Source organism: Phytoactinopolyspora mesophila (assembly GCF_010122465.1).
GTDB lineage: Bacteria > Actinomycetota > Actinomycetes > Jiangellales > Jiangellaceae > Phytoactinopolyspora > Phytoactinopolyspora mesophila.
This window is the reverse complement of record NZ_WLZY01000002.1, coordinates 664,030-678,360: the sequence shown is the minus strand read 5'-3', so window position 1 is coordinate 678,360 and position 14,331 is coordinate 664,030. Positions and strand designations below refer to the sequence as shown.

At 63.8% G+C, this 14,331-nt stretch carries 9 protein-coding genes; 6 read left to right on the top strand and 3 right to left on the bottom strand.

Annotated elements, in window-relative coordinates; genetic code table 11:
• Positions 1-136 precede the first annotated feature (136 nt).
• Positions 137-4,606, bottom strand: coding sequence for a DUF7507 domain-containing protein (locus F7O44_RS09190; protein ID WP_162449898.1), 4,470 nt, complete (start codon positions 4,604-4,606; stop codon positions 137-139).
• Between the two features lie 328 nt (positions 4,607-4,934).
• Positions 4,935-7,685: a LuxR C-terminal-related transcriptional regulator gene (locus F7O44_RS31700; RefSeq protein WP_162449897.1), complete on the bottom strand. Its 2,751-nt coding sequence runs from the start codon at positions 7,683-7,685 to the stop codon at positions 4,935-4,937.
• 943 nt (positions 7,686-8,628) lie between these two features.
• Here F7O44_RS31700 and F7O44_RS09180 point away from each other — a divergent pair.
• The 3 genes from F7O44_RS09180 to F7O44_RS09170 all read left to right on the top strand — a co-directional run bounded on the left by F7O44_RS09180 (position 8,629) and on the right by F7O44_RS09170 (position 11,208).
• Positions 8,629-9,486, top strand: coding sequence for a hypothetical protein (locus F7O44_RS09180; RefSeq protein ID WP_162449896.1), 858 nt, complete (start codon positions 8,629-8,631; stop codon positions 9,484-9,486).
• Positions 9,479-10,375, top strand: coding sequence for a ParB N-terminal domain-containing protein (locus F7O44_RS09175; protein WP_162449895.1), 897 nt, complete (start codon positions 9,479-9,481; stop codon positions 10,373-10,375). The genes F7O44_RS09180 and F7O44_RS09175 overlap by 8 nt, the downstream gene beginning before the upstream one ends.
• Positions 10,376-10,470: 95 nt before the next feature.
• Complete coding sequence (locus tag F7O44_RS09170) at positions 10,471-11,208, top strand: hypothetical protein (protein ID WP_222851205.1); 738 nt, start codon at positions 10,471-10,473, stop codon at positions 11,206-11,208.
• A 29-nt stretch (positions 11,209-11,237) separates the two neighbouring features.
• Here F7O44_RS09170 and F7O44_RS09165 read toward each other — a convergent pair whose 3' ends face one another.
• The gene (locus F7O44_RS09165) at positions 11,238-11,393 is read right to left on the bottom strand and encodes a hypothetical protein (protein ID WP_162449396.1); all 156 of its coding nucleotides are present in this window, start codon (positions 11,391-11,393) and stop codon (positions 11,238-11,240) included.
• Between the two features lie 323 nt (positions 11,394-11,716).
• Between F7O44_RS09165 and F7O44_RS09160 the strand changes: the two genes are divergently transcribed.
• The 3 genes from F7O44_RS09160 to F7O44_RS09150 are packed head-to-tail and all read left to right on the top strand — an operon-like array spanning position 11,717 to position 14,319.
• Complete coding sequence (locus F7O44_RS09160) at positions 11,717-12,361, top strand: ABC transporter permease (RefSeq protein WP_162449894.1); 645 nt, start codon at positions 11,717-11,719, stop codon at positions 12,359-12,361.
• The gene (locus tag F7O44_RS09155; RefSeq protein WP_162449893.1) at positions 12,358-13,533 is read left to right on the top strand and encodes a betaine/proline/choline family ABC transporter ATP-binding protein; all 1,176 of its coding nucleotides are present in this window, start codon (positions 12,358-12,360) and stop codon (positions 13,531-13,533) included. The genes F7O44_RS09160 and F7O44_RS09155 overlap by 4 nt, the downstream gene beginning before the upstream one ends.
• Positions 13,534-13,578: 45 nt before the next feature.
• The gene (locus tag F7O44_RS09150) at positions 13,579-14,319 is read left to right on the top strand and encodes an ABC transporter permease (RefSeq protein WP_222851204.1); all 741 of its coding nucleotides are present in this window, start codon (positions 13,579-13,581) and stop codon (positions 14,317-14,319) included.
• Positions 14,320-14,331: the final 12 nt, after the last annotated feature.

Genomic DNA, 14,331 nt, shown 5'->3' with positions numbered 1-14,331 from the left:
CTCCGTGCTCGGCGTGGGCTCGTCCTCTGTGACGGCGGGGGCGGCCGGTGAACCCTTCGAGGGGTTCACCGGCCGCCCCATCCGTACTGGTTGCCTGCCCCATTCCCCGGTGAGGTGGTGAGCCAGGCAATCAGGTCTAAACTTCCTCGGTTCCCTGCGGCTCACGCCGTGTCGACGCAGCCACGCTCAGCCCGACGAAGAGCAGAGCCAGCCCGATCAACAGCAACCATGTCTGCAGACCTGAACCGGTGTCCGGCAGTTCGGGATCCTTCGGCGGATCCGGCTTGTCCGGCGGCTTCGGCGGGTCCGGCGGCTTCGGCGCATCAGGCACCACGGACACATCCTCATCATCGGTACCAGTCACCGATTCCCCGTCGGGATCATTCCCCGACACCACCGCAGTGTTGGTGATCTCGCCAGCATCCGCATCAGCCTCCAGCACCGTATACGTCGCGTAGCACTCCAACGTCTCACCAGGAGCCAACGTGGCCGGCTGTTCCGGATCACACGCCAACTCGGACAGATCACCAGCACCAGAGAACTCGGTGTCCTCAATGACCACATCAGTCAACGTGACATTGCCGGTGTTCTCCGCGATGAACGAGTAGGTGATCACATCGCCCACACCGAGCTCATCCGAGTCAGCCGACTTCACCAACTCCAGACCCGGGTCCTGTTCTCCGGTGACCTGGTGGTTGTCACACGACTCGACATCACCCTCCGCCGTGGCGCAGGCAGCGTTCAGCACGATCCCCGCGTCGAGGTCGAACTGAGTGATGGCGTAGGTCGCCGTGCACTCCAGTGTCTCGCTCGGTGCCAACGACGCCGGCTGCTCCGGATCACAATCCAACTCCGATACTTCGCCAGAACCGGAGAAGTTGTCCTCAGCGATGCCCACACCGTCGAGAGTCACATTGCCAGTGTTCTCCGCCACGAACGTGTAGGTGATCACATCACCAACAGCATCGAACTCCTGCTCCTCGGACGACTTGACCAGGCTCAGGTTCGGATCCTGAACACCGGGAATCTGCTCGTCGTCCTCGTCAGTCACCTGCTCATCCTGTGGCGTGTTACCAACGACGTCAGCCACGTTCGTGATGACACCTTGATCGACATCGGCCTGCTGGACCACATACGACCCCGTCCCCACCAGCTGCTCACCAGGAGCCAGCGTGACCGGCTGATCGATATCCAGCACGATCTCGCCCGCACCGTCGAAGCCCACCTCGGAGATGACGACATCGGTCAACGTGACGTTGCCAGTGTTCGTGGCGATAAAGGTGTACGTGACCGTCTCCCCGACCACCAGCTCATCATCCGGTGAGGACTTAACCAGGTTGATACCGGGATCCAGCTCCGGTCCAGGCACGTCGTGGTCGTCGCACTCACCGATGCCACCATCAGCCGACACGCACGCGGTGTTGGTCAGCGGTTCACCGCTGTCGATGTCAGCCTGAGTGATCGTGTACGTCGCCGAACACTCCAACGTGTCACCCGGCGCCAACGACGCCGGCTGCTCCGGATCACACTCCAACTCGGAGAGATCACCAGCACCCGAGAACTCCGTGTCCTCGATCACCACATCATCAAGAGTCACGTTCCCGGTATTGGTAGCAACAAAGGAGTAGGTGATCACATCACCAACAGCATCAAACTCCTGCTCCTGCGACGACTTCACCAGTTCGAGTGCCGGATCCTGAATACCAGGCACGTCGTGCTCGTCACACTCCTCGAGCTCACCATCACCCACACACGCCGCGTTGGTCAGCCCGCCAGCATCCAGATCAGCCTGCATGATCACGTAGGTCGCGGTGCAGTTCAGCGTGTCACCCGGTGCCAACGTGGCCGGCTGCTCCGGCGTGCAGTCCAGCTCGGAGAGATCACCCGCACCGGAGAACTCGGTGTCTTCGATGACCACATCAGTCAACGTGACGTTGCCGGTGTTCTCCGCGATGAACGAATAGGTGATCGTGTCACCAACCGAATCGAACTCCTGCTCCACAGACGACTTCACCAGACTCAGAGCCGGATCCTGAACAGCCGTCACGACGGCCTCGTCGTCGTCGCTGACCTGGTCACCATCGGGATCGGTACCAACGACCTCGGCCGAGTTGTTGATCTCGCCGGCGTCGATATCCGCCTGAGCGATCGTGTACGACGCCGAACACTCAAGAGTCTCGTCCGGAGCCAACGCCGCCGGTTGCTCCGGATCACACACCAACTCCGAAACCTCACCATCACCGTCGAAAGCAGTCTCGGAAACGACAACATCGGTCAACGTGACGTTGCCGGTGTTGGTAGCGACAAAGGTATAAGTGATGGTCTCCCCGACCTCCGAATACGTTTCCGGCTCAGCAGTCTTCACCAGCACGATGTCCGGATCCGCCGGCTGCGGAATCTCCTCGTCGTCACACTCTTCAACATCACCGTCGGCGGTCACACACGCAGTGTTCGTCACCACACCCGCATCAACATCCGCCTGAGTCAACGTGTACGTCGCCGTGCACTCCAACGTGTCACCAGGAGCCAGCGTCGCCGGCTGCTCCGGATCACACTCCAACTCCGACATCTCACCAGACCCGGAAAACGCCGCTTCCTCAATCTCCACATTGGTCAGCGTCGTGTTACCCGTGTTCTCCGCGATAAAGGTATAGGTGATCACATCACCCAGCCCAAGCTCCAGCGTCGGGTCCGCGAACTTCTCAAACTCCAACGCAGGATCCTGCACAGCCGTCACCACGGCATCGTCCTCGTCCGTGACCTCCACGCCGTCGGGGTCGGCGCCGACGACGTCGGCCGAGTTGTTGATCTCACCGGCGTCGATATCCGCCTGAGTGACGGTGTACGTCGCCGTGCACTCCAGCACTTCTTCCGGCGCCAGCTCCGTCGGCTGCTCCGGAACACACACCAACGCCGACATATCACCATCACCGTCGAAAGCCGTCTCCGAAATCACCACATCATCAACAGTCACATTCCCCGTATTCGTCGCCACGAAGGAATATGTGATGGTCTCACCGACCTCCGAATAGATCTCCGGATCCGCAGTCTTGACCAACGAGATCCCCGGATCCTGAATAGACGGGACCTGCTCGTCGTCCTCATCGTCGACCTCGGTTCCGGTCAGTTCGCTGAACCCGACCACGTCGGCCGAGTTCTCCACCAGGCCGGCGTCAACATCGGCCTGCTGGACCTCATACGTCGCCGTGCACTCCAACGTCTGACCAGGCGCCAACGACGCCGGCTGCTCAGGCGTGCAATCCAGCTCCGACAGATCACCAGCACCCGAGAACTCCGTGTCGGTGATCACCACATCATCGAGGCCAACTTCGCCGGTGTTCGTGGCAACGAACGTGTACGTAATAGTCTCCCCGGCCACAAGTTCGTCTGTGTCGGCAGACTTCACCAGCTCAATCTCCGGCGGAGGATCGACCACGAACATGTAGTCCTCGACCTCTCCGTCCGAAGCGGCACCCGTCGGGCTGAGGACCTCATCAGCGTCGCTGGCAATCCGGAAGCGAGCGAACAACTGATCCCCGGCCTCGAGCCCTTCAGGAATCGTCCACTCCAGCTCCACCGTCTCGCCTGACGCCGCGGTGGCACACACCTGCTCGTCCTCGTCGAATGTGCCGTTCTGGTTCCAGTCGATCCAGCCACACACGGTGCCGGTCTCGCCACTGTCACCAATCTGCACCGGCACCGCATATGTCTCACCAGCCATCAACGGATCCAGCGGCGGGAACTCGTCCACACCGTCATCGAATTCGTCACGATCGGCCTCAGGGTGGAACTCATCACCCATCGGGTCATCCGTGGGCCGGCTCGGCCCCAGGAACGGACCGGACATGCCGGCCACACCGCCCTCGGGATCGTGAATAGCGTGGATCGCCCGCCCGTACGACTCCGGCGCATCACCTAGGTCCTGCTCCCAGAACCACGCCAGGTGCAGCGCATCTCCGCTCCCAGGCTGGCCGACCATGTCCACCTTGAAGGTGACTTCGGTGAACACACCCATCAGCTGGATGCTCCCGCAGGCGGTACCCGTCTCCCCCGGAGCCTCGCCATTGTTGCGGCAGTCACCGCTGAAGTTCTCCACGCCTCCCGTCTCTTGGCCCGGAATCCGCTCGAAATAGTGATCGCCGGCGCCGTCCTGACCCACGACCAGGTGATCCACGCCTGAGAGTTTCACCATCTCTTCCCCGCCCAGCAGTGTCAGCCGCGCCGAGTTCGAGTTGGGATGGACAGCGCCTCCGAGCCGGTCAACTGAGATGATCGGGTTGGCCACTGGGTTTGAGAAGGTAAAGGTCAAGGTTCCGGCATCCTGCACGCCCGGCGCGTTCAGCTGGAGTCCGTTATCCCCCAGCATGCTCTCCGGCGAGTACGGATTCGGCCCGCCCGGAGGCTCGGCAAGTGGGCGGTTCATATTGCCGCCCGGTGGCGGATCCCAAGCTACCGGGCTGTCGATGTCGAACGTCACCTCGGTGGTGCCGCCCTCGGATGTGGTCTGCCCGGAGTTCAGCGGGTCACCAGTCCACTGTTGAGTCTGTGTCGCTGTCGCTGTCGGCGTAGCGACCCAACCGACGCCCACGGTCATACTCGCTGCCATGCCTACCGTCATGGCAATCGCGGTCGCGCTGCGTGATCTCGCGCGCAGAACCCGCCAGCCCCGTAGCGAGAGTTCTCGAACCTTGGAGTGTGGCAATGGGTTGCTCGTTCCCCGCGACGTGCCCATACGGTTGTCCCCTTCGCTCGGCGCACGAATGCTCCCGAGTCCTTCCGGACCCGGCCGCCCCCGAGGAATCCGACCCACACTGGCATGTACCACCCAGCCGATCGGGGCGACGAAAACCCTCGTGAGTATGAGGGCCACGTGGAACTCAACTGCACGCACCAGAATTGTGACCTACATCACACACCTCGGCGCGCCGTCCTCTCTACTCCTCCGATATCGCCACGAGACGAGCCAGCTCAGCTCTCGACCGCACACCAAGCTTGCGGAACACCCGGCCAAGATGTGACTCGACCGTACGAATCGACACGTAGAGCTCGGCCGCGATCTCCCGGTTCCGCCAGCCCGCGGCCACCAGTTGGGCCACCTTCTGCTCCGAACTGGTGAGTGACACCGACCCTCCGTTGTCGCCGCCCGCACCCGGCGACACGCCGCCCCCCAGGCCCTTCTCCGCCTGGTTCACCAGCTGAGCCGCCCCGGCCTCGTTGGCCAGTACTACGGCTCGCTGGAGCCATCCGGCCGCCTCAGTGCGGCGCCCGAGCCGACGAAGAAGCCATCCGTAATGGGTCTGGGTGCGCGCGACCTCAACCGGTGAGATGTCCTCGATGCCCGTCCGCAGCGCCGCGGCGAAGAGCTCATCAGCGTCGTCGCCCAGCACCAGGGCCTGGCAACGCGCAAGGGTGTGCCGTGCCCACGTCGTCGGAACCGCGGCTACCCGCACCTCGTACTCGGCCAGGACCTGCCGCGCGAGTTCCGTCTCGCCCACGGCGACACAGGCCTCGACGAAATCCGGCTCGACGGGCAGGACCGACGGATCGTCGTACTTGAGCGCGTGGTCCCGGGCCCGTTCCAGCGCCGACATCGCCTCGTTCGGCTGACCGTACGCCAGATGCATGGCGCCGACTCCGGCATGGAGTACACCGGTTGTCCACCCGTCGCCGCGTCGCCGGGCAAGCGCCTCCGTCAACGCGCGGCATTCTTCGGCCTTGTCACGTTGGCCCATCAGCGCATAGGCGCGGATCATGTAGGCCGGGACCGGACCCCGGTCGGCACGTCCGGCACCGACGTTGCGCTGCCAGTTCTCGGCCGCACGTTCGGCGGCATTGAGCCGGCCGGCTCGGATCTCGTTCACGACCGCTACCACATAGGCATAACCGACGACGATCGACTCGTCACCGAAACGTCGCTCGTCGGTGATGACACGGAGCATCCGCCGCGCTTCCTCGTAGCGCTCCAACCGGGTCAGAACCATGGCGGTGCGCAAGCAACGATCCGCTTCGGCGAAGACGCTGCACTCTCTGGCAGCTCCCCCGATCAGCTCAGCAGCGAGACTCAGCCGTCCACTCAGCGACGCGACCCACGCTGCCGCGCGGTGATAGCTCGCTCTGGTGCGCTCCGTCACCTTGGACAGATGGGGCTCGGTCCGGTCCAGGTAGCCGGCTGCCTCGACCGGTTCGAGCCGGTCGGCGAACCCGCAAGCGGCCACCAACCAGAACCGCGCCGCCCTATCCGGGTCGGTTTCGCTCATGCGCTCGGCATGGCTGGCTATCAGCTCAGTCGGCACCTCGCCTGTGCTCACCAGTCTGGCCCGCGCCTCGAGCAACGCGAGTTCATCCATCTGTTCTGCTGACAAATCGGAGTGTGACGCCTCGTGCAATAGTTTGAGTGCTTCACCGCAGCGCCCGGCGAATACGGCGAGCCGGCCGGCCAGCAGAACCCGCCGGACCCGCGGACCTGTTTCGACGCTCAGCCGCACCGACTCGCGGGCGAACGCGCCAGCCCGGCCGAGCTCGGCGCGGTCCGCCTGCTCTCGCGCGACACGTTCCAGCTCACCCGCCAGGCCTTCGTCGTGTTCGAGACGGGCCCGCGCCTCGTGCCAGAACGCCTGATCAGGGGCAATCTTTTGGTACTCGCGTGCCAGCAGCGAGTGTGCGTACATCCGCTCGACGATGTCCGCGTCCTGCCAGATGATCGACCCGGCCAACGGCCAACGCAGCTGGAAAAGGCCGTCGTTCACATCCAGATGGTTGCGGCTCAGCCACCGGGCCACATCCTGGTCGGGTCCACCCAGCGCGGCCAAGACCGGCTCGACCATCTGGTCTTCACTGATCACCGCCATCAACAGGGCCTGCCGCTGCGCTTCGGTCATGTCGGTGAGACCCGCCTGCATCCGGGCACGTAACTCAGCAGGCACCGGGAGGTATCGCTCCAGTTGAACCTGGCCGGATCGCTGCTCCGGGGACATCTGTGCGGCCAGGGCAAGCAGCGTCCGCGGATGGCCGCGTACTCGGCTGATCAACTCGGCCGCCACCGGCTCTACCAGGTCGGGATGGTGTGTGACCAGGAGTTCCACGGCGTCACCGTGCTCGAGGTCGAATAGCCGCAACCGAGGCAGGCCATCCAGAACGGGCGGCAACGGCTCGACGTCGCGACTGCTCATCATCAGACCGACCGGGTACGGCCCGACCCGCCTCGCCAGGAATCCGAGCACGTCCTGCGACTGCGAATCCAGCAGGTGTGCGTCATCGATCAGCGCGATAGCGGGAGCGTCCGTCTGGGTCAGTTCTCCTTCGAGCTTCCGGGCGACAATACTGGGCTTCGTATCGGCGTCAAGGCCGTCGATGATCTGCTGGATTCCTCGTTCACGCTGCTCACGGTGCTCTGGAGTCATGGACCCGAGAACGGTGGAGAGCACGAGCTGAACGCCAGAGTACGGCCAGTCGTGTTCAGTCTCGGCAGCAGTGATCTCTACGACCAGCGCTCGATCATGGCCAGCAAGAGCCTCACGTGCGGCTTCGGCCGCGAAAGCCATGAGGGCGGTCTTGCCGATACCTTCCGGCCCCGTGAGCGCTATAGAGGTCCCGTGACCTCCCTCAACGCTCTCGATCTCCCTTCGGATCCGGCCCTTTTCAGCAGCGCGACCAACAAGCTCCGCACGCCCTCCACCATTTCTCACCACGGCGCATCCCCTCGCACAAGAGATCCAGTGCCGGGCGGAAACGACCGCCCACCCCCCAACGACGTGGACGCCTCCACCATATGACGGATCCCGGACGCCGGGCCCGGGAGGTCACGGAGGCATCGTCAAGGCGGGATCGCTGCAAGCGCGCTTTGGTGCCAGCCACGCGCCACATGGCCATGACGAACCTCATGGAACAAGACTCTGTGGCCGGGTTACGAAAACGTGACAATCTTCGGCCATCGCAATCCGCACACTCGCGCACTGATATGCAGCGCATGGCGCGATTCCCGTCCGCCACAATGGACCGGACCACTCACCCACGGATTATGGTCATCCACATAAATAGCGCGTTAGAATTCAGCTAGACGAGCTTAGTATCGCGATGGGTAACGTTTTGTCATGGGTAGGGCAATTCACCACAGCAGCGGCCCGCGTGTTGGCCCAAAGGTCTTGGCCACAACGCGCGAAGCAATGCGGATCGGCACATTGCAGGTACGAGAGAGGCCGCCCCCAGCCCTGCTGAAAGTACGACCCGAACGGCCGGCTAGCCGCTTCATCGCTGACCTCTGACTTACCGTCCACCGGCCGATCGACCAATGCCTGGCCCGCTAAGTGCCCGCGCGCTGGCATGAAAACAACTATCATCCGGTAGCTACATCACGGATTGCAGCGAAACCAAGACCAGACCGTAACGAACGGCAATGTGTATTGTGATTCGAGGCTCACCATCAGAATCGTGGTGAGTTGTCAGCTCAACTGTTCTGACCGAGTCACACTTTTAACCATACATTCCTACGGCTGGCAATTGGAAACGCCGGTTTCATGTTCTTCGGAACTCGCGGCACGCCCGTGGGTGCGAGCTGAGCAACGTCCTGCCCGTGGAAGGCCTTCCGGCATGGACGACCTTCCAGTACGGAAGGGAAAGGACACGAGCACCATGCCAGGCGAGGAATCTCCAGCCCTGAAACGACTCGCCGGGCCGGGATTCGGCAGTCCGGAGGGTCTACGACTGTTGCTCAACCGCCTAGACAAGGCGGGCCCCGGCGCATGGCGAGACGATCCGGAAGCGGCGCGGCTGATGCGCTTCACTGCCACGCGCTATGCCACACTCGCCCGCAGACACCGGATGGAGCCGGACGATGCAGCACGGGCGGCATTCGAGGTCATGCTCAACGAGTCGACCCGGCGCGCGGACGATCCGTGGGCCGTGGTGAGCGTCGGTGTGCGCGCGACACTGAGCGCGGAAGAACGCGCCATCGGGCTGCTGTGCTCACCCGAGAAGGCGAGGCGGACGGCGTACTCGAAACTTCATGACGCCGTGCGATTCGGCGAACGCGACGCGGATCCGGCCGATTACGCGCCCGCCCTGCATATCGGCAACGACTTCGACGCACCTCCATCAGATGAGGCCGCGACCGAACTCGCCGCCGACGCCGCCCAGGCTGTCGAGCACGCCGTGACCTTCCTGCTCCTGCTCGGTTGGCCCGACGACGTCGCGACGGCCGGCACCGAATACGTCTGCGCACGCCTCATCGAGGCCGGCAATCGGCAAGCGGCCTACGACGCCCTACGACGCGACAAGGCCGCACGGGCGCTTCTGGATCTCCCGCACCACGCCTGGATTTCTCTGCTACGTGTCCTCATCGGCTACCCCGGTGCCCCTTCCCCGGTGGGCCGTCTCGGCATCTTGGCCCGACTGCTCATCGGCGACACCGTCGAAAGCTTGCTTGCCGACGAAGACCTCGTCCGGATCACGACCGCAACGACATCCGCCGAAGGTGGTTCTGATGAGTGAGGAATGCGGACGTATCGAACTCGACCGGGCGGTCAACTCCATCCGGGTCGGTCACCGGCATCGCCACGAAATGGGCGACCTCGACGGTCTGGCCGCGTCGATCAGTCAGCGTGGCCTGCTCCAGCCGATCACGATCAGTCCTGACGGGGTCCTTGTTTGCGGAGCACGGCGTCTCGCCGCGGTCAAACAGCTCGGCTGGCGCCGAGTCAACGTATGGGTGCGCTCCGGGATCTCGAGCAAGCTCGAGGAACTGCTTGCGGAGCAGGACGAGAACATGATGCGCAAGCCCCTGACACCCACCGAAGCCGCGACGCTCTATCAAGAACTCAAGGCGATCTTGGCCGACGACGCCGCTCGCCGCCGCCGTGCCACCCAGTTCGGCGCGCGGACGCAAAGGTCCAGCTCATCCGGACCCGCCACCGTGGCGGCACCGTCCGGTGACGCCCGCGTGCTGGCCGCACACACCATCACCGGGCGCAAGTCGTACACCAGCCTGGAGCGAATCTCGGAGATGCAGCGCATCGCCGAGGACACCGCACTACCGCCCTCGGTCCGCGCATACGCCAAAGCGGAGATCAAGGCGCTGGACTCCGACCGCAACGTGGCACGCCATTTCGCGGCGACCAAGGCGGCCGTCGGCACGGCGCGCGCGGTTCAGCTCACGTCTCCGGTCCGGACTCCCCCGGCACCACGGCGGCATCGGCTTCGCGCGTTCCGGCTGCTGCTCAACGACGTGAGCGATTGGACCACCCATTACGACCCTGGCGAGATCGGCCGTGGCCTCACCGACGACGAGTGGGTCAACTTCGAGGCCGTGGTTGCCGCCACCGTCGCCTTCGCCGAACGAGCCAGGAAAGCACGCACGGCAGCCGCCGGGTCTCAGAAATGACATGACCGCCTTCCGGTCACGACGTGCGCACCTAGAAAGTAGCGGCCCGTTGAGCAGACCGCGGGCCGGGCACGCCGGGAAAGGAAGGCACCATCATGTACCACCCCGCCGCAACACTCGTCGACCTGGCCACCATGTTTGACGCGCTGTCCGGGCTGCCGCGCACCGTCGGTCCAGACCACTACGCCGTCGGCAACGGCGCAACGGCGCGCAACGTCCTCGGTGTCGTCATGACGGTAGGGCTGATCCTGTTCGTGGGCGCGTTGACGGTGGGTATGGCTGTGTCCGGATCGGACGGGCACCGGTCTGTCCCATCCTTCGGCATCCGGGGCATATTGAGAATCATCGGTCGCATGTTGAGCGTTGCCGATCGAAGCCGCGATCTCGACGACGGCCCCGATCCCGGCCCTGCACGTCCGATCAACTGGGACCGGTTGTCCGCGTCGGAGGCCGAACGCGAGTGGCTTGTCCTGAACAAATGGGTCGACTGGCTGCGCAGCACCTATAACCTGACCGACTTCGTGGTCCCGCCGTACTGGCATCGGCACCCCGCACTCGTCTGGGAGCTCTCAGCGCTGCACCTGTACTGGCTCGACGCCTACTCCGGATGTGCCCGGGATCCCCTCAATTGGCACCGCGAGTTCGCCGACTCCCGGGCCAGGCTCCGGGAGTGGGTGGCGTCGTCAGGCGAAATGTCCTCCATCACCTGGCCAGGAGAATCCGGCGCCAACACCCGCCACGATGCCGACTTCGTCCTCTTCGTCGCCGATGACGTCAACCGCCGTCGAGCTGCAGAGACGGCACGTCACGACGACGGGAGGAACCCGCGCTGACGGCCTCATCCCAAACGACGAGCTGGTGACTATCCGCCGCTGTTGCGCTTGATCCAGCCCCACACCGAGGTAAGGACGAACAGCACGGCGCCGATGATGAACAGCCAAACGAGCCCCTCGATCACCAGACCGATGATCGAAATCGCAAGCCAGATGGCCAGGAGTAGAAGTACGATGCCCAACATATTCGCAGTATGCCCAAGAAGCGGCCACTCATGCGGGTGGTAGCAGAAGTTTCGCTCGCCGACGCCATAGCGCGGAGCAGGGCACCGACAGGCGCGCCCCAACGAGCAAAACAGCTACTCGCCGAGCGGAAAACCGTTGCCCGAATGGGGATGGTCTCGTATCGATTGAGTCACCGACTGGCAAAACTGGGCACGAAGCTTCAACTCAAGCGCTAGCCTGGCGTGATCTGGCTCACAGTTTGGGTGCGTAGACATGAGCGTGCACAACGTCCTCGGCCTCCGCCGACCTCACCTCACACTGTGTCGCGGGAGGATGTGATCGGATGACCTTTCTCGAGTATCTGTCCCGTCGCTGGGAACACCTCTTCGAGCTGACGGTCGATCATGCCGCGGTGACCCTCCTGTCCGTGGGGATCTCGGCACTGATCGGGGTGACACTCGGGCTCGCGGTCTACCGCACCGACCGGCCCCGCGAGATCGTGATCGCGATCACGGCGATCTTCCTGACGATTCCCTCGCTAGCGCTCTTCGGACTGTTCATGCCGATCTTCGGCCTCGGCTGGACGTCCGTGGTGATAGCGCTCGTCATGTACGGACTGCTCCCGATCGTGCGCAACACCGTCGTCGGACTGCGGGAGGTGGACTCGGCGATCGTGGAATCCGCCCAAGGCATGGGTATGAGCCGAACGAGGCGGCTGTTGCGAATCGAACTGCCCTTGGCCTGGCCGGTCATCATGACGGGCATCCGGGTCTCGACGGTGATCATCGTGGGCATCGCGGCTATCGGCGCTTACATCAACGGTCCCGGACTCGGCAACGACATCTTCCGGGCGCTGGCCAACATCGGCAGTCCGCAGGCCTTGAACATCACGCTCGGCGCGTTCTTCTGCATTATCGTGCTGGCCATCCTGTTCGACCTCTTCTACGTCCTGGTGACCCGACTGACCATGTCCCGGGGGCTCAGATGACCATAAAGATCCAGCTCAACGAGCTCACCAAACGGTTCACCGGCCAAGCCGATCCGGCCGTCGACGCACTGTCGATGGACATCCCCGAAGGGGAGATCGTCATCTTCGTCGGGCCGTCGGGCTGTGGCAAAACCACGACGATGAAGCTGATCAACCGGCTGATCGAACCGTCGTCGGGGCGCATCATCCTCGACGACGAAGACGTCACCAAGGTGAACCCGGACCAGCTCCGCCGGCGGATCGGCTACGTGATCCAGCAAATCGGCCTGTACCCACATATGACGATCGCCGAGAACATCGCCACGGTGCCGAAGATGCTCGGCTGGTCGAAGAAACGCATCGCCGAGCGGGTCGATGAGCTGCTGAGCCTGGTTAGCCTCGAGCCGAGAACGTTCGCGCACCGCTACCCCAAGGAGCTTTCCGGCGGGCAACGCCAGCGGGTCGGTGTGGCCCGGGCCATGGGAGGCGACCCCGACGTCATGCTGATGGACGAACCCTTCGGCGCCATCGACCCGATCAACCGGGACCGGCTGCAGAACGAGTTCCTGCGTATCCAGAGCGAGATCAAGAAGACCATCGTCTTCGTCACCCACGACATCGACGAAGCCATCAAGATGGGCAACCGGATCGCGATCCTGGGTGATCAGTCGCGGATCCAGCAGTACGACACCCCAGAGTCGATCCTGGTCAGCCCGGCCAACGATTTCGTGGCCGACTTCATCGGGCGCGGTGCCGCCTTGAAACGTTGCGACCTCTCCCGCGTCGAGGACATCGAGCTGACCCACTGGCCGACCGTCGACGAATCTGCCAGCCGTGAGGAGGCCCGCAGGCTCATCCAGCAGAGCGACAAGGGGGCCGCCCTTGTCCTGGACACCCAGCAGCGTCCTCGCCGATGGGTTGGCTTGGACCATTTGCTCCGAGGCGGCGACCAACCGTTGTCAGAGATCGGGCTCCCCGCCGACGCCGTCGTCCGGCCCTCGGCCACTCTCGGCGACACGTTGAACGAAATGCTGACCGCCCGGTACGCGTCCGCGATCGTCGTCGACGGCGACGGGGCCTACCTCGGCGTCGTCGACATCGAGTCGATCAACGAAGCCGTACGCGGAATGCGCGCCGCAGAGCGGAAACGCCTGCGTGACCAGCTCGAGCCAGAACAGGCCAGTGGGGGGTGAGTTGTCATCACTATCGTCGCTGATGAGTCCTCCGCACGAGAGGTCGTGAGACCTGGCCGGCGCCGCAGGTCACTGGCTGGCTACCTGACGATGCCCGCGTTTCTCGCAGCCGTCCTGCTGGCTCTGTGGGCGTGGGTCAACGCCCAGACGCTCGACTCGATCGAGCGACGCAGGGCAAACATGGACTTCATCATCACCGCCACCCGTGAACACATCGCGCTGACATTCACCTCCACGCTGATCGTGCTGATGATTTCGATCCCCGTCGGGATCATGCTGACCCGGCCGTGGGCACGCGGCATCACACCGCCGGCCGTCGCGGTATTCAACATCGGGGTCGCGATCCCCTCCATCGGCCTGGTGACGATCTTCGCGTTGGTGTGGGATCTCGGCTTCTGGCCGATGGTGGCGGCACTGGTGGCCTACGCGGCCCTACCGGTGCTGCGCAACACGATGGTCGGGCTTCAACAGGTGGACGCCGCGGTGATCGAATCCGCTCGCGGCATGGGAATGACGAAACGTGCCGTGTTGACCAAGATCGAGATGCCGCTTGCAGTGCCGGTCATGCTGGCGGGTATCCGCACCGCTCTGGTGATCAACGTCGGCACTGCGGCCTTGGCCACGTTCATCGCCGGAGGCGGGCTCGGCGGGATCCTGGTGGTCGGTATCTCGCAGGGTCGCCAGCTCCTGGTGATCGTCGGCGCCGTACTCATCGCAGTGCTGGCGCTACTCATCGATTACCTCGCCGGTCTGGCCGAAGATGTGCTCCGCCCACGTGGCCTGTGAAAACTTTTGGAG

Bases quoted from the DNA above. Each gene is read 5' to 3' on its own strand.
- F7O44_RS09190 (WP_162449898.1), bottom strand. From the start codon at position 4,606: ATGGCAGCGAGTATGACCGTGGGCGTCGGTTGGGTCGCTACGCCGACA.
- F7O44_RS09180 (WP_162449896.1), top strand. From the start codon at position 8,629: ATGCCAGGCGAGGAATCTCCAGCCCTGAAACGACTCGCCGGGCCGGGA.
- F7O44_RS09175 (WP_162449895.1), top strand. From the start codon at position 9,479: ATGAGTGAGGAATGCGGACGTATCGAACTCGACCGGGCGGTCAACTCC.
- F7O44_RS09170 (WP_222851205.1), top strand. From the start codon at position 10,471: ATGTACCACCCCGCCGCAACACTCGTCGACCTGGCCACCATGTTTGAC.
- F7O44_RS09165 (WP_162449396.1), bottom strand. From the start codon at position 11,393: ATGTTGGGCATCGTACTTCTACTCCTGGCCATCTGGCTTGCGATTTCG.
- F7O44_RS09160 (WP_162449894.1), top strand. From the start codon at position 11,717: ATGACCTTTCTCGAGTATCTGTCCCGTCGCTGGGAACACCTCTTCGAG.
- F7O44_RS09155 (WP_162449893.1), top strand. From the start codon at position 12,358: ATGACCATAAAGATCCAGCTCAACGAGCTCACCAAACGGTTCACCGGC.